Source organism: Shewanella sp. MTB7, from assembly GCF_027571385.1.
Lineage (GTDB): Bacteria > Pseudomonadota > Gammaproteobacteria > Enterobacterales > Shewanellaceae > Shewanella.
The window spans coordinates 288,521-308,266 of record NZ_CP085636.1; the positions used below are offsets into that span (position 1 = coordinate 288,521).

Genomic DNA, 19,746 nt, shown 5'->3' on the forward strand with positions numbered 1-19,746 from the left:
CAAACCTTGCAATGCTAGAATTGAGTAAAGTGATTTTGTGAGTTAGCTCAAAGTTTTGCCTCGTTTAGCCTGATAGCCAGACATTTTGTGAACATTGGCGCTAGACTTGAATATTGGAACAAAAGCCCCATATCTAATTGATAAACAATTTCTTTGCGCTCACTTTCAGCGCTCTTGATCACTCTATTACCCGATGCTGAGGAATAACCATGAGCAACCCTTTGCTAACCAGCTCCACTTTACCGCCTTTTTCTAAGATTAAACCTGAACATATTCAAGCTGCTGTTGAGCAAAGCATTGCAGATTGCCGTAGTCAAATTGATCAAGTATTAGCGCAAACGGTTCCTTTTACTTGGGACAACTTAGTCGTACCTCTTGAGGAGACTGATGACGCCCTAGGCAAGATTTGGTCGCCTATATCTCACATGAACTCAGTGGTCAGCACCGAAGAGTGGCGCGCAGCTCACGATGCTTGTCTGCCATTACTTTCTGAATATGGTACCTTCGTCGGCCAGCATCAGCCCCTGTATCAGGCGTATAAATCCCTAAGAGCCTCTGCCGAATTTGAACAGATGAGCAAAGCACAACAAACGGTTATCGAACATAGCTTGCGGGATTTCGAGTTGTCGGGTATAGGACTTAACGATCAAGATAAGCTACGTTACGGTGAACTGGTTAAACGTATGTCGGAATTAACCAGTGGTTTTTCAAATCAGGTACTTGATGCGACTCAAGCCTGGAGTAAGCTAGTGATTGATGAGGCGGAACTCGCTGGATTACCTGAGTCAGCTATCGCGGCCGCAAAAGCGATGGCCGTCGCTAAAGAGAAAGATGGTTGGTTATTTACCTTAGATTTCCCTTCCTATTTACCTGTGATGACCTACAGCGAGAACCGTCAGTTACGTGAAGAGTGCTACCGTGCCTTTGTGACGCGAGCTTCGGATCAAGGCCCTAATGCCGGCGAATTTGATAATGGTCCACTTATGGATGAGATCTTGGCGCTTCGTCATGAATTAGCTCAACTATTGGGTTTCGATAGTTTTGCTCATAAGTCTTTGGCGACTAAAATGGCTGAAAGTCCAGAGCAGGTACTTGAGTTCCTCAATGAGCTAGCGTTACGTTCGAAGGAGCAAGGTAAAACTGAATTGGCAGAGCTAACCGAATTTGCGGAAAATGAGTTTCAAGCCACAGATTTGGCTCCTTGGGATCTGACTTTTTACGCTGAAAAACTTAAGCATCACCGATATGAGATATCGCAAGAGTTGCTACGTCCCTATTTCCCAGAGGATAAGGTGTTATCGGGTCTTTTCTATACCGTTAACCGCTTGTTTGGCCTTACGGTCACTGAGCTGAAAGAGTTCGATACTTGGCATAAAGATGTACGTTTTTTCAGTATCGAAGATAGTGAAGGTGAGCACAGAGGTAGCTTCTATTTAGATCTCTATGCCCGTGAAGGCAAGCGTGGCGGTGCTTGGATGGATGATTGTCGTGGTCGTCGCAAGACGCCTAACGGCCTGCAAGACCCCGTTGCTTATTTAACCTGTAACTTTAATGCCCCCGTTGATGGTAAGCCTGCACTGTTTACTCACGATGAGGTAACGACATTATTCCATGAGTTTGGCCACGGTATTCATCATATGCTGACTAAGATAGATGTTGGTGGTGTGTCGGGTATCAATGGTGTGCCTTGGGATGCCGTTGAGCTACCAAGCCAGTTTATGGAAAACTGGTGTTATGAAGAGGAGGCCTTAGCTGAAATATCTGGTCACCATGAAACTGGTGAGCCTCTTCCGAAAGTGATGCTAGATAAGATGTTAGCCGCGAAGAACTTCCAATCTGGTATGGGAATGTTGCGTCAGATTGAATTCTCTCTGTTTGATTTTGCTATGCATTTGGAATTTGACCCGACTCTTGGCGCTGATATTCAAGGTAAGCTTGATGAAGTCCGTAGTCTGGTCGCTGTGATAAAGCCTGCTGATTTCAACCGTTTTCAGCATAGTTTTTCCCATATCTTCGCTGGTGGTTATGCGGCTGGTTATTACAGTTATAAGTGGGCAGAAGTCCTTTCCGCGGATGCTTTCTCACGCTTTGAAGAGGAGGGGATATTTAACGCTGAAACAGGCTGTAGTTTCCTCGAAAACGTGCTGCAGATGGGTGGCAGCGAAGAGCCTATGGAGCTGTTTAAACGATTCCGTGGCCGTGAACCTCAGATAGATGCACTGCTAAGACACTCTGGAATTAATGCGTAAACATAACAGCTAAATGAGTCTGTTTTAGGTTTCAGTGGTCGTCGAATCAAAAACAGATACACAACTACGTTATTCAGGAATTATTGCTTAAATAAGCTCTTTTTTGAATTGAAATATCAATGCCAATCGGCTTATACCGATTGGCATTTTTTATATAGTCACCTTGTTGAAAACTTGTTATCTGGTATGACCTCTGATAGCCTTTCGGCTCTTATTTCTCAAGGGTGTAGGTTAAACGGCAAATGAATCTCTATTTTAGGCTTTTTTGGTTGTTTTTTTGGCGTGTACGGCACTGTAATTCTATCGGCTTTTTAGGTACAAGTCGTATTACTTATCGTGCTTTACCCTTGGATTGTGATATCAATTTCCATGTGACCAATTCACGTTATCCAGCATTAATGGATCTGGCCAGAACGTATATGTTGGCTGAGATGGGGTTCCTTAAACGCTTTATTAAGCTTAAGTGGATGCCGATTGTGAATGCGGTTGAGTTCACCTATATCAGAGATATTAAACCTTTCACTAAGTTTGAGATAGAAACTAAGTTAGTCGGTTGGGATGAGAAGTATTTTTATATTGAACAAAGGTTTGTTAGTGAGAATACGCTCCACTGTATAGTGCATGTACGTGGTGTATTTGTGTGCAAGGGTAAACAAGTGCCGATTGATACCATGGTAAAAGAGGTTAACTTTGAAGGTCCTGCGCCTGAATTACCGCCAGAAGTCGTGAAGTGGAAGCAGTTTCTGCAGTTAAAGAAAGAGCGTAATATGTAAGCTTTTAGCCATCTTCTGCTAGAACTTTCTTTTAAGGTATTGGTCTGCGCCCAACTAATACCTCTGTTAGTGCTAATTCTATCTCCTCTTGCACCTGTTGGTAAGATCCCCGTAACTGAGCCTGAGCCCAATATCGGCTTAGGTTATCATATTTAAAAAGCTGGAAATGCTCTCGGGCATAGGGAAGGCAAGGGATCAAGGCGCAATCGGCTAAGGTTAAGCTATCTCCACACAACCAGTGATTATTTTCAAGAATATTATCTAGGTATTGTAAGAAACGCCTAATGCGTTTTTCCAGCTGTTTAATCTTTATCTGATTGGTATCTTCGGGATTGAGCTGCTGACGCTCAAACTCGAAAAGTACATTGCTCAATTCGAGATCGATTAATCTATCTTGAAGCCGGGTATCCAAGGAGATAGATGTGTTTGGTGGGATTAATCGGGTGCCTTTTTGTGGAAACTCATTATCAACGTATTCGATGATGATACTGGATTCAGGGATTAAATATCCCTGTTTACTCTTCAGTAGTGGCACCTTAGCTGGAGGGTAAAAAAGGCTAAATTCCTGCCTGGATAGCGGATCTGAGAGTTCCACCACTCTAGGAAAAAAGTTTGCTTGTTTCTCGTAGAGTGCAAGCAGTACTTTTTGAGAGTAACGGGACAATGGATGATAATACAACTCCATCACTCATCCCCCCTAATTGATATGCTTTCTTTTAGTTAACAAATAAGTTTATTACCATAACTCTAGCTTATTATGGATGGATTAGACTTATTCGAAACCTATTCCCCTACATTATACGCGGTTTTCATCTTAAATTGGATGAATTCTAAAAAGGCCTTAACTCTCGGTGGGATAGCGCTATTGAAGGGATGTATGGCATAGATATCGGCTTCATTAAGGTGATAATCAGGCAAGATATGAGTCAACTCCCCTCGTGCGATCTCAACATCCACTAAGTAGCTTGGAAGTATCGCAATACCGACTCCCTGTTTCGCTATTTGTGCGATGACGTGTCTGCTATTGCAGCAGATAAAAGGTGGCACTTTAATGGTAAATGTATCTCCATAACTATTTTTAAGTAGGAAGGATTGAGGTAAGTAACTTGCAGTTTGCAGCAGCCATTGATGATCTAGCAGCATATCGGGGTGCAGGGGGGAGCCATGTTGTTTTACATAGTCTGGGGTAGCAACCATGTATTCATCGAATTGACCCAGTTTAATGAAAGTAGAATCGGCCGGCGGATGGGATTCATGCTGAATGGCGATATCGACGTTGCTTTCTAACCTGTTAATGCGTCTGTCATCTAACTGCACATTAATCTGTATTTTGGGAAATTCTTGATGGAACTCTCCAATATGCGGGGTAATGAATTGCTCTCCAAAACAGATGGGCGTTGAAATCGTAATGCGTCCCCTTAACTCTTTATTCTTAGGTTGAGTCGTCTCTTCCGCTTGTTTAGCCAGCAGCAATAGCTCTGCACAATGGTGGTAGAGCTGCTGACCATCTTCGGTCAGTGACATCTTACGTGTGGTCCGCTGGAGTAACTTGGTGTCACACCTCTGCTCAAGTTTTTTAAGATGCTGACTCACCATAGAGCGGCTTATCCCTAACTCGTCTGCTGCCGCAGTTAAAGAACCATGTTCGACAACGTTGGCAAATACCAGCATCCGATAGAGTTGAGCAGAATCCATGACGTTACCCCTTTGTAATAACTAATATCTCAGTTCAAGTTCACTGTTTTGTTTATTGTTAGTTAGCAAAAAGGCGAGATATATAATGATTGTTTATTAAAATTAGGAGGAAGAGGTGAGTTTGTCCAGCTTATGAGGTTTGATGTTAGTAGGTTTAATGTTAATGAACTTCAATAAGACAAAGGTTTTATGAGAATTAAAAGTTACGACGATCTAAGTAGTGGTATTTATTTTGTACGCTGTCACTTATGGCTTTTTATGTTGGAAGTTTAACTTGGTGCAGTGTTATTTGTTGCGTGTGGCCGCAAGGGCGATACGCAACCGTTGTTGACATTATGTTTCTAAATGTTTACGTTTTGCATAACCTTCGATTGGTAACTGGATATTTATGCGCCCGACTTCATGGATGATGAAGCTTCTCTTCGCTGCACTTACTCTGTTTTCATTTTTAGTTACTGCGATCCCAATTGGTAATCCTACAACCCCATCACTAACAGGCATTAAATATTCCACCAGTGTTCAGCTCGACTGGAACAGCATTAATAGTTGTAACTCTGCGACTTATGAAATTCAAGAATCAACCAATGGTAGCCTATGGTCTACGGTCTACACGGGTGCAGGAAATTCAGGAGGTGGTAGCGCCAGTTTTACACGTTCGGCGAGCAAAGCTATAGGTGGAGGGTGTAATGTTGTCAGTGGTGGACCACGATTTATATCATTATCTAGCAGAACAAATGCGGTTTACTACTACAAAATTCGAGCCTGTGAATTAGGACGGTGCGGCCAATACGGAAGCACATTACAGTTGGGTCAGGTAACAACTCCTCCCCCACCACCAACTCCTTCAATAGTCATAGAACAGCTCTCCTATCATATTTACCAAGATTCTAGCGGCAAGCTCTATCTGGTTCGCCCTCCCATATTTGTCCCCATAGCCGGCGAAATATTCATACCTATCTTTCTGGCGGATGAAGGCAACGTCATTGTTATGACTGAAAGTGGCGGCAATTGGGCATTATCAGAGATCTCTTATGACCAGTTTTTAGCGACTAATGCAGCCAAAAAAGAGCAAGCTGCAGTCAAGTATCAAAACTTAGAGAGGGGAGCCGATCTCGATCTTATTATCTCTCTCGATGGCCAATTTAATAACAGTTTTGTGGTTAGTGATATTAATGCCAATGTGCATACTGTTACTGAACAGGATATTAGTGCAGAAGCTTGGCGCTCTATCGCTTATACCGCCGTTGATAACGCAGCTGGATCGAACACGGCCCCATCAGAGACTATCGATTTATCTGCTTCTGTCTTAAAAGGCCAAGCAGGGGTTTCTGGCGGCCAAGCAAGCTATCAAATCCCTATCGATTTACCTCCCGGGCGTGGTGGCATTCAACCTAGAGTCGCTTTAAGTTATAGCTCTCAAGGGGGCAATGGCATAGCGGGAGTTGGTTGGTCACTCAATGCAGGCTCTGCCATTAGTCGTTGTGGTGCTACATACGCACAAGATGGTTTCACCCGAGCAGTCACCTTCAATGCCGATACAGACAGGCTCTGTTTCAATGGCCAGCGATTGATAACCTCAGGTAGTTACGGTACCAGTGGTACTGAATACCGCACCGAGATGGACAGTTTCGTTAAAGTTGTCCAGTCAGGCGAGATTAATGGTACCTCAACTAGCTTCACCGTCTCTCGTCCCGATGGTTCAACAGCCACTTATGGTGCTGACGCAAATAGTCGATTTGCTCCTGCTGGCTTAACAACAAGCTTAACTTGGAAGGTCACTCAAGAGTCTTGGGCCAATGGTAACAACACCATAGATTATGAATATGATACCAGTGTGGCTGGTGAGCATCTGTTAAGTGATATTTATTACACTGGAGGCAATGGGATAAAAGGTAACCGAAATGTAAGGTTAATCTATGGTGATAGAACTGATCGAAAAAGATCCTATCAGAGCAAAGGCTACTCACAACAAACTAGAGTGCTTGAAAGAATAGCAACTTATCAAACAGGTACTAATGTACGTAACTATTATCTCAATTATGTTCAAAGTGATGCTAGCCAGCGTAGCTTGCTTACATCAATTAAAGAATGCGCAACATACTCTGCAACTTCACAATGTAAACCACTTACAAATTTTGCTTGGAATCAATCTCAGTCTGATTTTGTATTAGATAAACTAGCTTATAGTGATGTTTTTAATACTGCGCAAAAAATAGATACAGTTTTACCAAAAGGGGATGTAAATGGGGACGGCGTAAAAGATCTGCCAGAGGTTTATATTAATGCTGAATCCAGTGTTACTGGTAATCATAGTGAGTATTACAAGAGCTGTAATATAAATCTTGTGATGACTGGGAGGCATTGCATTTCCTGGGATGCTAATAATGACGGCCGTACGGATAGTCAATTTGTGGTGAATGGTTATCTCAATATTCGCTTAACATTAGCTGGTCAAAATAACTTTAGAAATATTGCCACCAATATTGAGTTGAATTTTCAACAGACAGGGATTCAACAGGACACCATTCTTAATGCCAGCGATTATAATGGGGATGGGTTCACAGATATAACGATATATCGATATGACGATGGAAACCCAAAAGTTTACTTATACAAGCATACAGGGAATATCAATTCCCCATATTTGGATAATGGACAAGTCGTTTTTAATTTGGGGGCAATTCCCACGTCTGAATCAGATCCACTGTTAAAAAATGAAGTAAGCTCTGTAGGGGATTTTGATGGCAATGGATTACCCGATTTATTAGTTTCTAGAAAAGTTATCTATTCAAATACCACTGGGACGATTAACACTCCTTCTAGTATGCCTATTGGAATTGTCTTATCCAAAGGCTCAGGAAGTTTTGAGTATGTAGAGTTGGATTTTTCCCCGCCATTATCAATAGATAATTTATATTTCTTTAACTTGTTTATCGATCTGAATTCTGATGGCTTGGTTGACTGGTTAGGCTGGAAACCTGAGTGGATTGGGGGTGGTAGTAAGCCTATTCACTATAGAATCAATAAAGGAGGCATATTAAGTGAGTATAAGGCGTTAGACGACGTTACTCTCCCCTCTAGAAGCTATATTGCTGGGTTTGAAGGTAGTAGTAATGAATTTAGTGAAGGATATAGTTTTTTTGTTCCTAAATTTGGAAGTAGCTTCCATGTTATGGACATTGATGGCGATGCTATACCTGAACTACTGGTTCCAGATGAACGATTAATTGAAGGCTGTGCGAATATAAAAGTGCCTTCCTGGAGTCAACACCGGATGGTTGATAAGGCCATGTGTGGAGATGAGCTATACGGTGAATATTATCCTTCATATACTTTCGATAGAGACATTTTAGTTAGGGAAACCTCTTTAATTCCAGTAGAAAGATTAGATAGTTCAGTTTACTCATATAAAGCCCTAAAATTATCAGCCAGTAATATCGATATAGCTTTGTTAACAGGTCAATTTATACCTACTTCGATTATAGCGACTTCTAGTGAAGCGTCTGTGACAGATATAAATGGTGATGGGCTGAATGATTTTATGTTCGTATCACCAGATCCTGCATCTAAGTTTACCTGGCGTAAGCCATCAAACCATGACATTGATGGATTTGTGGGAGACGGAACCTTTGTAAACCGCAACTATGGTGCTGGAACAGGTCAAACAAGCAGCGACTACGCTGCAACCGATTACCTGCAATCCGTCACTGATGGCATAGGCAACCAAAGCCAATGGCGCTACCGCCCACTCTCCACAGGTGAAGGAAGTGCAGGTCAAACCAAGATGTACCACACTGACCACGACTATGTCGGCGATGGCTACATCCACTTTGGCTCCAGCATGTATGTGGTGCAATCCTTTGAGCAAAGTGATGGTATAAGTGACACTAACGAGACCGAATATGCCTACAAAGGCGCCATGTATAACCTGCAAGGCCGAGGCTTTACCGGCTTTAGGGAGATAATCGAGAAAGATGTCGCGCGAAATCGCGTCACTACTAGCGTCTTTAAACAAAAGTTCCCCGAGGTCAGCCTACTAGAATCCCAAACGATTAAAATCGATGGCACGACTGTTGCGACAACACAGCAGACTTGGGCCGAAAATCCTCAACACAACATTAGCGGTGTCTATCACAACATCAACACCAGCACGGTCACTCATAGCTATGGCCTAAGCGGGTCCAGTGAGCAGCGATCCAGCGTCGAGCAAACCATTGATACTGCTGATGTCACACAGCATGGCAATATCAAAAAGCGCACCAAAACCGTCACCGATTATATTGATGGCAGCGCTAACAGTTACCAAACGGTGGTTGATACCGTGTTCACCCCAGACACAAATAACTGGTTCCTTGGTAAATTCGAGTCTAAAACCACCACCACTAGCGTCACGGCGCGTGGCTGGGCGAGCGACCCCTATGCAAATACGGACACCGAGCAGTGGCAAACCCTCACCGTCGACAGTTGGGATGCAGAGCACCACAAACCAACTCAAGCGACCTACACTGCCAGCGGCAGCAGTTGCGATCGGGTAGAAACGACCACACTCAACGATTATGGTTTGCCGACACAGGTCAGTGTCACAGGTGAAAGCAGTAGTTGTGGCGCATTAACGGCGCGAGGCACCTCATTCACTTATACCAAAAACGGTAGCAGTCAAGCCGATGACGGTTACCTGCCCTATAAAGTCACTAACGCTAAGGGGCATGTGACGACCACTGAATACGACATGGGCTTAGGTGTGCCGATTAAGGTCACTGCGCCGAATAGCATCATCACCCAAACTCAATATGATGCTATAGGCCGCCCAGTGCAGGTGAGCCAAACTGGCAGCCCAACAAGATACCTAAGATACTTGTTAGCCTCCAGCGGTAGCCATGCACCAACACATGCCAAACTGATGACTCGCACAACATCTGCAGGTATGCCAAGCCAAGAAACTTACCTAGACAGCCTAGGCCGCAGTCTGCGCAGTGCAACTCAAGCATTTGATGGTAGCAACTATCAATATCTCGATAAAAAGTATGACAGTTTAGGTCACTTAACCCATGAATCTCTGCCCTATTACGACGGAAATACGCCGGAATATACTATTTTCAGTGGTTTCGATGGCTTCGACAGACCAACGAATCGCAGTTTACCTAATGGTGAGTCAGGCGGCTTAATCTCCACCTATAGTTACACAGGCCTTAAAACCGATATCAGCGTTGAAGGCCGCACCATGTCACGCACCTACGGCATGCAGGGGCTGCTCTATGAAACCATCGATGCCGCAGATAACAGTAACCGCTTTGCCTATGACGGCGCCGGACGCCCCTTGGTTATTCAGGATGCCAACAACAGTAAGATAAAGGCCAGCTACAATGGCTTTGGCCATAAGACTGAGGTGGATGACCCTAACCAAGGCATCACCACCTTTGGCTATAGCTCCTTAGGTGAGCTCGATACCCAAACCGATGACAACGGCGTCACTCAAACCTTTGCCCTCGATACACTAGGCCGTGTTACCAGTAAAACCATCACAGGCAGTAATGCCAATGGCACAGCCAATTACACTTGGGATACCCTTAAAAAAGGCATGCTCAGCAGTGAGAGTGAAAACGGCATCAGTCGCAATTACACCTACACCAATAATCTGCAGCTGGCCACAAGCTCGGTCAAGGTGGCGAGTAGTCACGGCGGCGACAATGTCACTCGCACTGTCAAGCACCAGTACGACAGCTTCTACGGTCGTCCTAAAGCGCTAACCTACCCCAACAACTTAACGCTGGAATACCGCTATAACGATACGGGCTACCTCAATCAAACTCGCAATGCGGCATCGGGGTACATCTACCGAACAGTCACCGACATGGACGCCGCCGGTCACTTAACTGGCTGCCAGATGGCTAACGCGCTGTTAACCCAAAGCAGCAGCTATAACAGCGAAGGCACCATGGCGAGCACCCAAGTCACCAGCAGTTTAGGCCTGCTGCATCAGCACTATTATGACCAATACGACAGCTTGATGAACCTGACTGCCGAGCGCAATGCGGTTAGCGGACTAGAAAAAAGCTACCAGTATGACAACCTCAACCGCCTAGAGCAGTACAGCTTTAGCAACGCAGGGTTTGCTATTTATGACAGTGCAACCCCATTCGCAGCCACCGTCGATTATGGCTATGACGCCGTGGGTAATCTGCTTAAAAAGTCCGATTATAGTCGTAACATTGCCAACGCCTATGAGTACAACAGCAGCTGTGCCACTGGTAGCAACGCGGGGCCAAATGCCGTCTGCGCCATCACTAAGCTTAATGGCACTAAGGTCAGCTTCAGCTACGACAGACGCGGTAACCTGATTAGCGGTGACGACCTCACCATGACCTACAATGCGCTGGATAAACCCTTAACCATTAGTGGTCGAGGGCCAGGCAATAATACCAATACTGCCTTTGTGTACGGCAGCGACAATATGCGCGCCCTGCAAACCCGCACAGTGAGCGGCACCACTACCAAGACCCACTATGTCGATAAGCTGTTTGAAACCGACAACGACGGCAGCTGGCGCGCCTACATCGCAGATATTGCGGTGCTGAGTTATACCCCGCAGAAGAGCCATCAACTGCTCTATACCCTGCGAGATAGGCTCGGCAGTGCTACTACCATGGTGGATCATCTGGGCAATGTGATCAGTCGCCGTTATTTTGATCCCTTTGGTCGCACGGCAACCGCCAGTGTCTCTGGTAGCTTTGGTGACCTGCTCGATACTAACCGTAATCGCCGCGGCTTCACCGACCATGAGCACCTCAACGAGCAAAAGCTGATCCATATGAACGGTCGAGTGTACGATTACAACATGGGTCGCTTTATGTCAGTGGATCCTTTGATCCAATCGCCTACATCAACACAGAGTGTTAATCCGTATTCGTATATCATGAATAATCCGCTGAGTGGGACGGATCCGACTGGGTATTGTGGATCTCGAATAGAAGGGGAATCTGCTGCGGGCTGTACTAGTTATGGATCGCAAGATTTACCAAAGGCGAGTAAGAAAGGTGGCGGTGCAGCTGTTAGTGGAACCATTAAAAGTAACGGTGGTAATAACTATACCGCTACTTTCCAGCTGGATAAAAACACGACACTGGAAGTCGATTTTAAAGTTAATGAGATTGGTGGGCCAAAGGCGATTGCTAGTGACTCTGGAGGTTATACCGATGGCGAATTAACCTCGATGGGATTCATGCCTGGCATGAGGTTTATTAATGACGCAGGTGGGGACTTCAGACTCCCTCCTGGTGGTGTTAGTATTGAACAAGATCAGGCGATAAGAAGTGATGCCTCTGGCAAAGCTGGATTTGCTGGTGCAGTGTTATTAACTGGCGGTGCATTATCGGCTTATATTGGTGCTGAAGCTGTTGGGGTCGTATTCATTGCGGGATCTGGTGGTGATATAGAGTCAGTAGCAATGGCTAGGTTGCCTGGCCCAAGATTATCAGCTAGAACAGCTGCAACATTTAAAGATAGTTCTTACACTAATAGACAACTAGAAAAAGCCACGAACTTTTTTAAATATCACGGTGTTGATAATCGAACAGGGAAAAAAATATCTTGGCTCACTAACAATAAATATGCTTCAGAAGCTGATTTGCGTGCAGGTCTTGCTATAAGACACGATTGGGGCGTAAATATCAATCGCGTTAGCACATTCAGAGTACCAAAAGGCACATGGATTAGCGAGGGTGTAGCAGCTGCGCAGGGAGCCGGATACCCTGGAGGTGGTTACCAAACTGTCATTTCCAATTTACCCAAACAATGGGTAACAAGAACCGATAAGGCCTTTTAGTCATGATTGATACATTAAAGTTAATTGACGCAATAAAAAAACTAGAAAATGAACTACGAAATTCAGGAAAAGAAGCTACAGCAAACTTCTTTCTTAAAGCTATAGATACGATTATCAACGAAACTAATAACAAGAAGTTGAAGATCTTTCTTGAGCTACTCTGTAGCTCAGGTTCTGTATCTCAATATGCTAACTTTTCTTTTCATGAAGATGAGCTTTTTGACAAAATATTTGAAGAAGCTCAAAAAATAATAGTTAAAATATAGTCTTAATTTGATGGATAGGTTATTCGTCAACATTTACTTGGATTGGCCTTTATAAATTAAACATAGGTAGTTCGTGAGCAGCCCTCTTAATTAGTCCCATATCATTGGGGCTTTTTACTGCCTGTAAATTGACCAGTACACAGGGCATTACACACCAGTATAAGCTGTCAGTTAGAAGCAGCGGTGTGTGCAATTGAAAATTTATAGTGCCACCCACAAAAATATGCACAAAAATATGTGCCACCCATCGTTAATGGCGTAACTTTCTTCCCCCTACTAAGCTTTGATTATTGGTAGACACGGGAGGTTGTTATGCCACGCCCAATAACAATAAATCAGGCCACCCACAATAAATGGTGCATTTTTCGCCCAGCTACTAAGCTTTGGTTATTGGTAGAAGTAGGAGGTTAATATGCCCCGCCCTAGACGTACTCAAATTAGTGTTGAAGACACGCCTTTCTATCACGCAGTTTCAAGGTGCGTGCGCAAGGCCTGGCTTACTGGAGTTGATTCGGAGACCGGTAGGTCCTAAGCAATTAATGCTAAATATGTGCCACCCATCGTTAATGGCGTAACTTTCTTCCCCCTACTAAGCTTTGATTATTGGTAGACACGGGAGGTTGTTATGCCACGCCCAAGAAGAACTCAAATTAGCTTAGAAGATACCTCTATGTATCATTGCTGTAGTCGCGTCACTAGAAGAGCATTTCTCTTTGGCGATGACGCTCTTACTGGCAAAAACTATGACCATCGACGTGATTGGGTTGAATCTCAGTTACTTAAATTAGCGAGCGTGTTTGCTATTGATGTTGCTGCCTACGCCGTGATGTCCAATCATCTGCACCTCGTTCTTAATGTTGATATTTATGAATTTAATCGCTGGACCGATAAAGAAGTCGTGGAACACTGGCATCGACTGTTCAAGGGGTCGAGTATCACTCAAAAGTTTGCCAAAGGTGAAGTGATTGAAAGCTTTGAAGTAGACAGTTGACAGCATTCTATTGCGTTATTTCGAAGTCGGCTATGTGACATATCCTGGTTTATGCGAGCGCTCAATGAGCCGATTGCTCGAATGGCGAATAAAGAGGACAAATGCACGGGGCGATTCTATTCGCTGCCATCCATGGCGCTCACCCTTCGGGCCAGCTAAAGCTGTTCCAATTCATTCCTGATGAATTGGTGGGAGGGGCTATTTAAATCTCAAGCACTGTTAGATGAGTCCGCAGTACTGGCCTGCATGGCGTATGTTGACCTCAACCCTATCAGAGCCAAAATGGCTAAGACATTAGAGCAATCAGACCACACGAGTATTCAACTTAGAATCAAGTCTGCGATGAATGGTGAACAGCCTAAATCACTGCTGCCATTTGTGGGTAATGAGCGCAAGGATATGCCAAAAGACCTGATGTTCAGTGCTCAAGATTATCTGCAATTAGTTGATGATACCGGACGTATGATTAGAGGTGATAAGCGTGGTTTCATTAGCCAAAGCTCACAGCAGATACTCGATAGGCTCAATATCCCTCAAGAGAACTGGTTGAAACTCACTACTGATTTTGGGCGTTTATTCAAAGGACCGGCAGGAACACTTCAAGAGTTAGATACCTATTTTGAACATTTAGATAAAAAACGCAGACAGGGCGCAGGGAATTGTCGTCGTTGGCTAGATCCCACTTAGTTGTTCCACTGTTTAGATTATGATTTTATTTAGTATCAAGCTCATGTTTGATGTTTTTGCTGGCTATTTTTCAGTAAATTGGCATTAACGCTTCTTTTGAATCCGTTTCTATTAGCATTCTGTGAGATTGTTAAAGTAAGAATAGGTAAAGGATCATTTTGGATGAAAAAGGGGGGACGCAATTGAGTGGAAATTAAAGTGGGTGTCTTGATAAAATAAGCGGCTCAAATGAATTATTGCGAACAAAGCTATTGTACTAACAGTCATTGATATACCTTACAAGGTAGCGGTAACTAACAGGTGAGCTTTGATTTTAGGTAAGCTAGAGAAATAGCCTAATATTAAGCTATGAATTTCATTACTGATTGAGGTGGATGATGATAAAACAAGGTGAGAAAATCCCTGATGGTGTCATGCTAGGGGAGTTAACCAATGAGGGGATGTTAACTCACTGCGTGACTGATTTGTGTGCGGGTAAAAAAGTGGTGTTATTTGCGGTTCCTGGTGCGTTTACGCCGACGTGTTCTGAATCACACTTGCCTGGTTTTGTAGCTTTAGTGGAACAGTTTAGGGCTAAAGGGGTTGATATCATTGGGTGTGTTTCAGTGAACGATGCCTTTGTGATGAAAGCTTGGGGCGATAGCCAAAATGCTGCTGGGATTATGATGCTGGCGGATGGTGATGCGAGTTTTACTAAGGCGCTAGGCTTGCAGATGGATACGGCTGGTTTTGGTGGTATACGCTCACAACGTTATGCCATGGTGCTGGAGGATGGAGTGGTGACAGAACTGAATGTCGAGGCGCCTAAAATGTTTGAAGTGAGTAGGGCTGAAGTGGTGTTAGATTTGCTATAACTTTGTCAGCTAAGATAATAAAAGGAACCATAAAGGTTCCTTTTACTTTATAGCGATTAGTATTCATCACGGTTAAAAGTAGTGAATATACTCGACGCTGGCTCGGTATAAGGTGTCTTCGAACCCGATTAAATCTTGCTCTGATTCTCTGTCGATATACTGAGTTTGAAAACGTAATAGGTTGTGCTGATTTGCTAACGGAATAACAACACTGAAAGCGATGTCGTTGAAGGTGTATGACTTATTATCATCGTATTTCCATAAGCCATCGTAACGACGATAATTAAAGGCAAGCTGTACTCCTGTGTGGCTGAAAGTATAGCTATTTTCCCACTGAAAATAATAGCCAAAACCACTGCGGTTTAGTTCATCTTCGCTTATCCCCTGCTCTTCTCTTGGCCAGTCGTCATCTTTTTCCTCTGCGCTGTAGGCTAAACCTAAGCTAAAGCCTACATCATAGTAATTTAGGTCGCCGAAGCGATTATTGATGGCTAGGCCCGAGGCGGCGAGATGTTCGAACTCTTCGAGTTGTTGGCTATTATAGTGTCCTTCATAGTGACCAAAAACACTTAAGGTGAAGTCCTCATTGTCATTGATAGACATAAATGGGTACTGGTAGTGGAGTTTGCCATCCATTGAGTCACGATACCTATCTTCATCATATTTTTCTGAATCTTTTTCGTAATAGTAAGTCCCACGTGCACGAACATAATGTTCACCTACTTGGTATTTTTGATCATACTTTAGGTCATCCCAAATAAATGAAATACCAACCCCTTTGGAAAGTGAACTGTGTGGGGAGTCCTCATAGGCTTCAATGCCAGATAATAGCGAGATGGCCATTGGCGAGTCTGTTTCTTGGGCATTGGCGAAATTTGAACAGTAGATTAGTACGAGAGCGGCACATAGTATCGTTGTTTTCATCATGTTCCTTTGACGTCCCTAATTCAAATGGAAGGGTATATTTTTATCTATTATATCATTAGGATATGAGTGATAAAAAGTCTCTTTTATTCGTTTTTACTCAGATTTAACACAGGTTGGATATTGCCGAGTGGTATATTTGGGGGCGTGAGTTGAAGGAATTAGCTTAGTGGAAGCCAGACTTGGGCGTGTAAGCCGCCTTCTGCTCGATTTGTTAATACAACTTCTCCTTGATGGCGATCGACAATGCGTTTGATAATGGCAAGTCCTAAACCAGAACCAACACTTCCTCTGGCGATGTCTCCTTGAGTAAACGGCTGAAATAGCTTAGGTATTTGATCTTCTGGTATGCCTGGACCATTATCTTCAACGCTGAATCCAACTCGCTTACCGTCGAAATGAGAGCTTAGCTTTACCCAGCCCTCGCCATAACGAAAGGCATTTTCAACCAGATTACTGAGTACACGTTTGATGGCGATCTCCTGCATAGGAATATCCGGACAGCTGGCGAGTTCGATCTCTATTTTTCCTTCACGGTTAGATTCTGCCTGCACAACGTCCTGAATAAGGTAGTTGATCTGTTCCTGCTCTCTAACGCTCTCCTGATCCTGTCGTATATAAGCAATAAATTGATTAATGATGGCATCCATATCTTCAATATCATGAACGATACCGTCCTTGAGATACTCGTCCTCTTCAACCATCATTTCTGAGGCGAGTCGAATGCGAGTTAACGGAGTACGCAGGTCATGGGAGATCCCAGCCATTAAGAGGGCTCTATCTTGCTCTAACTGTTTCATGCTGTGGGACATCTGGTTGAAGGCGTTGGTGACCTCAACAATTTCCGTGGATCCCTTTAGTGGGAGCGGTTCAGGATAATCTCCCATGGAGACCAATATTGCCGCTTTTTGTAATCGTTTCAGTGGTCTGTTTTGTTGCCTCGCAAACCACCATCCACCAGCGACACTAAGCGCGCCTATGACCATCAAATAGAGGGTTAAAGGAGAAAGATCATATTCATTGAAGCCGGTTAAGGGGACCTTTATCCAGATCGAAGGAGCTTGAGGGGGACGGATCCAGATCTCGAAGTCGTCACCTTGAGCGATTCTGACCTCTGCTTTTCCGCCTAAATGTTCGGACATCTGTGATGATAAAAAACCATAGTAGGTGGTCTGTTCTATGCCGGCAGCTCGAGCTTGTTTCTGGTTATATATCTTCATGCCATCGCCACGGACTTTGGCATTGAGAGCGTCGACCATGGTTAGGTGTTCACGACCCACATCGACGCCATCGACGAAGAGATATTTTACTTGTCTAGCGATGAGCTGATTGATCTGTTGATAGGTAGGCTGAATAAAGTAAGTGGCAACAGAAAGGTAAGATACTAATTGGTTTATCAGCAATAGGCTGCCAATTAGCATCACAGTTTGACTGAATGAGCTACGGGGAAGAATATTTTTAAACCACTTCACGCAGGTCTACCTTTTTGGCTGAGATTTAATCTAGCAGAATCCATCTGTTGGCTTATCGACGAGCAGACCCATCGGGTACAAACACATAGCCTAAACCCCACACCGTTTGAATATACCTTGGATTCGCTGGATCTTTCTCAATCAAGCGTCGCAGGCGTGATACTTGCACATCGATAGAGCGTTCGAGAGCGGAATAATCTCGTCCTCGGGCTAAATTCATTAACTTATCCCGAGACAGTGGCTCTCGTGGGTGGCTAACTAGAACCTTTAATACGGCAAATTCACCACTGGTGAGTGAGATAGCTTCCTCGCCATGATACATCTCGCGTGTTGCTAGATTAAGAGTAAACTCACCGAAGGTGATCTCCTCCTCTTGCTGAGTCGGTGCACCAGGCACATCTTGAACTTGGCGGCGCATGACCGCTTTAATTCTGGCGAGAAGCTCGCGAGGATTAAATGGCTTTGGCAAGTAATCATCGGCACCAAGTTCTAGACCAATAATGCGGTCTACTTCATCGCCTTTCGCGGTTAACATGACGATAGGAATTGGATTACCATTTTGACGAAGTCGGCGGCAGATAGAGAGTCCGTCCTCACCTGGAAGCATCAAGTCTAAAACCAGCAAGTGAAAGTTTTCTCGTTCAAGCAATCTATCCATCTGCTCTGAATTAGCAGCACTACGAACCTGATAACCTTGCTCCATAAGATAACGTTCGAGTAAGGCTCTTAGCCTCATATCATCATCTACAACGAGTATTTTAGAGGTTTCCTGTCCCATGCTTATTATCCTTTCTGATAGAGATTCGATGACTATGCTAGCCAACTGGCTGATATTAATATTCTTTATCTAAGCTAATATAGCTGTTTTTTCCTGTTGAAGACCAGAAGTGATTTAGACAAGGTATACTTTGTTGACTATTCCCTAACGGTGATATCACGCTTAAGCTATTAAATTATAAATATAAAATATTGTTTTATCTACTTGTTATCGAAATTGTAACTAAATTGGAACAGATATCGTTTGGATTAAAAAACCGATTATTTTTGAGTATGGCAGAGGTGAGTCAAGTTCACTGAGTTAGTCGCAAACGAGTCGTTTAATTCACAGCTGTTAAGTCTGGGTCGGATATTTTATGCCGCTAATGTGGTGCTTTTTGATGCTTTCATCCAAATATATACATAGCTAAAGTAAGTGGTATGATAGCTAAATAGCATAATGCTATTGAGTGCGGGTGACGCAAGCAAAAGAAGGGAAGATAGATGTCGATCACGATAAAACGACCCGTGGAACGCAAAAAATTATCAGAGAGAGTTGAGGAAGAACTTGAAGATATGATCCGTCAAGGGGAGTTTGCTGTTGGCGATGCGCTACCTTCTGAGCGTGACTTAATGACGGCGTTTGGTGTTGGCAGGCCTTCCATTCGTGATGCCTTGTCATCGCTATCTCGTAAAGGTTTGGTAAAAATTAGCAGTGGAGAGAGAACTCGGGTTGCGCGGCCCTCTGCCGACATTATCATTGCTGAGTTATCCGGAATGTCTAAAGATTTCTTGAGTCAACCCGATGGAACACGTTACTTTGATCAACTGAGGCAGTTCTTCGAGTCTAGTCTAATCCGTTATGCAGCCGAATACGCCACAGATGAGCAGATAAAAGAGCTGGAACATGCGCTATCATTGAATCATAAGGCAATTGATATTAATGCTCAGTTTAAAAAAACCGATATTAACTTCCATCGAATCATCGCCACTATTCCTGGCAATCCTATTTTCTTAGCTATCCACCAAGCGTTAGTCGACTGGGTGATAGATATTCGTCCTGAAAGAGCGGATTCTAAAGGATTAAACCTGAAAAGCTATGAGGATCATGCTGCCATAGTGGAGAGAATTAAGGCCCATGATGTGGAGGGGGCTGATAGTGTGTTGATGCAGCATTTGCAAAAAGCCTATGATTTATCTTCTTCAAAATAGCTTTCATATAACAAGATAGGGTCATTTTGCCCTTTTAAATTACGC

Annotated in this window: 11 protein-coding genes and 1 pseudogene; 7 read left to right on the top strand and 5 right to left on the bottom strand. The window is 43.8% G+C overall.

Going from position 1 to position 19,746, the window contains the following annotated elements; translation table 11 throughout:
• The first annotated feature begins 209 nt into the window (after positions 1–209).
• Both prlC and HWQ47_RS01320 read left to right on the top strand, forming a co-directional pair.
• Entirely contained in the window at positions 210–2,249 is a 2,040-nt protein-coding gene (gene prlC, locus HWQ47_RS01315) for an oligopeptidase A (protein WP_269969412.1), read from the top strand.
• A gap of 242 nt (positions 2,250–2,491) precedes the next feature.
• The gene (locus tag HWQ47_RS01320; RefSeq protein ID WP_269969413.1) at positions 2,492–3,022 is read left to right on the top strand and encodes a thioesterase family protein; all 531 of its coding nucleotides are present in this window, start codon (positions 2,492–2,494) and stop codon (positions 3,020–3,022) included.
• 31 nt (positions 3,023–3,053) lie between these two features.
• On the opposite strand, the gene HWQ47_RS01325 is transcribed toward HWQ47_RS01320, so the two are convergent.
• Both HWQ47_RS01325 and HWQ47_RS01330 read right to left on the bottom strand, forming a co-directional pair.
• Positions 3,054–3,707 (bottom strand): glutathione S-transferase family protein, encoded by a 654-nt coding sequence (locus HWQ47_RS01325; protein WP_269971632.1) that lies wholly within the window; start codon positions 3,705–3,707, stop codon positions 3,054–3,056.
• Positions 3,708–3,805: 98 nt separating this feature from the next.
• The gene (locus HWQ47_RS01330) at positions 3,806–4,717 is read right to left on the bottom strand and encodes a LysR family transcriptional regulator (RefSeq protein ID WP_269969414.1); all 912 of its coding nucleotides are present in this window, start codon (positions 4,715–4,717) and stop codon (positions 3,806–3,808) included.
• Between the two features lie 388 nt (positions 4,718–5,105).
• On the opposite strand from HWQ47_RS01330, the gene HWQ47_RS01335 reads away from it, so the two are divergent.
• The 4 genes and pseudogenes from HWQ47_RS01335 to HWQ47_RS01350 all read left to right on the top strand — a co-directional run bounded on the left by HWQ47_RS01335 (position 5,106) and on the right by HWQ47_RS01350 (position 15,337).
• Positions 5,106–12,539 (top strand): RHS repeat-associated core domain-containing protein, encoded by a 7,434-nt coding sequence (locus HWQ47_RS01335; RefSeq protein WP_269969415.1) that lies wholly within the window; start codon positions 5,106–5,108, stop codon positions 12,537–12,539.
• Between the two features lie 2 nt (positions 12,540–12,541).
• Complete coding sequence (locus tag HWQ47_RS01340) at positions 12,542–12,805, top strand: hypothetical protein (protein ID WP_269969416.1); 264 nt, start codon at positions 12,542–12,544, stop codon at positions 12,803–12,805.
• A 625-nt stretch (positions 12,806–13,430) separates the two neighbouring features.
• Positions 13,431–14,483, top strand: a pseudogene (locus tag HWQ47_RS01345) (transposase).
• A gap of 377 nt (positions 14,484–14,860) precedes the next feature.
• On the top strand, positions 14,861–15,337 hold the full coding sequence (locus HWQ47_RS01350; RefSeq protein ID WP_269971633.1) for a peroxiredoxin: 477 nt from the start codon (positions 14,861–14,863) through the stop codon (positions 15,335–15,337).
• 72 nt (positions 15,338–15,409) lie between these two features.
• Here the strand turns inward: HWQ47_RS01350 and HWQ47_RS01355 are convergent, their stop codons facing one another.
• The 3 genes from HWQ47_RS01355 to ompR form a co-directional block, all read right to left on the bottom strand.
• Positions 15,410–16,264 carry a hypothetical protein gene (locus tag HWQ47_RS01355; RefSeq protein ID WP_269969417.1) on the bottom strand — a complete coding sequence of 285 codons (855 nt, stop codon included), beginning with the start codon at positions 16,262–16,264 and terminating at the stop codon, positions 15,410–15,412.
• Positions 16,265–16,422: 158 nt separating this feature from the next.
• The gene (gene envZ / locus HWQ47_RS01360) at positions 16,423–17,733 is read right to left on the bottom strand and encodes a two-component system sensor histidine kinase EnvZ (RefSeq protein ID WP_269969418.1); all 1,311 of its coding nucleotides are present in this window, start codon (positions 17,731–17,733) and stop codon (positions 16,423–16,425) included.
• A 52-nt stretch (positions 17,734–17,785) separates the two neighbouring features.
• On the bottom strand, positions 17,786–18,511 hold the full coding sequence (gene ompR, locus HWQ47_RS01365; protein ID WP_269969419.1) for an osmolarity response regulator transcription factor OmpR: 726 nt from the start codon (positions 18,509–18,511) through the stop codon (positions 17,786–17,788).
• Positions 18,512–18,993: 482 nt separating this feature from the next.
• On the opposite strand from ompR, the gene HWQ47_RS01370 reads away from it, so the two are divergent.
• Complete coding sequence (locus HWQ47_RS01370; protein ID WP_269969420.1) at positions 18,994–19,701, top strand: transcriptional regulator NanR; 708 nt, start codon at positions 18,994–18,996, stop codon at positions 19,699–19,701.
• Positions 19,702–19,746: the final 45 nt, after the last annotated feature.

Bases quoted from the DNA above. Each gene is read 5' to 3' on its own strand.
- prlC (WP_269969412.1), top strand. From the start codon at position 210: ATGAGCAACCCTTTGCTAACCAGCTCCACTTTACCGCCTTTTTCTAAG.
- HWQ47_RS01350 (WP_269971633.1), top strand. From the start codon at position 14,861: ATGATAAAACAAGGTGAGAAAATCCCTGATGGTGTCATGCTAGGGGAG.
- HWQ47_RS01335 (WP_269969415.1), top strand. From the start codon at position 5,106: ATGCGCCCGACTTCATGGATGATGAAGCTTCTCTTCGCTGCACTTACT.
- HWQ47_RS01325 (WP_269971632.1), bottom strand. From the start codon at position 3,707: ATGGAGTTGTATTATCATCCATTGTCCCGTTACTCTCAAAAAGTACTG.
- HWQ47_RS01340 (WP_269969416.1), top strand. From the start codon at position 12,542: ATGATTGATACATTAAAGTTAATTGACGCAATAAAAAAACTAGAAAAT.
- HWQ47_RS01355 (WP_269969417.1), bottom strand. From the start codon at position 16,264: ATGATGAAAACAACGATACTATGTGCCGCTCTCGTACTAATCTACTGT.
- HWQ47_RS01370 (WP_269969420.1), top strand. From the start codon at position 18,994: ATGTCGATCACGATAAAACGACCCGTGGAACGCAAAAAATTATCAGAG.
- HWQ47_RS01320 (WP_269969413.1), top strand. From the start codon at position 2,492: ATGAATCTCTATTTTAGGCTTTTTTGGTTGTTTTTTTGGCGTGTACGG.
- HWQ47_RS01330 (WP_269969414.1), bottom strand. From the start codon at position 4,717: ATGGATTCTGCTCAACTCTATCGGATGCTGGTATTTGCCAACGTTGTC.
- ompR (WP_269969419.1), bottom strand. From the start codon at position 18,511: ATGGGACAGGAAACCTCTAAAATACTCGTTGTAGATGATGATATGAGG.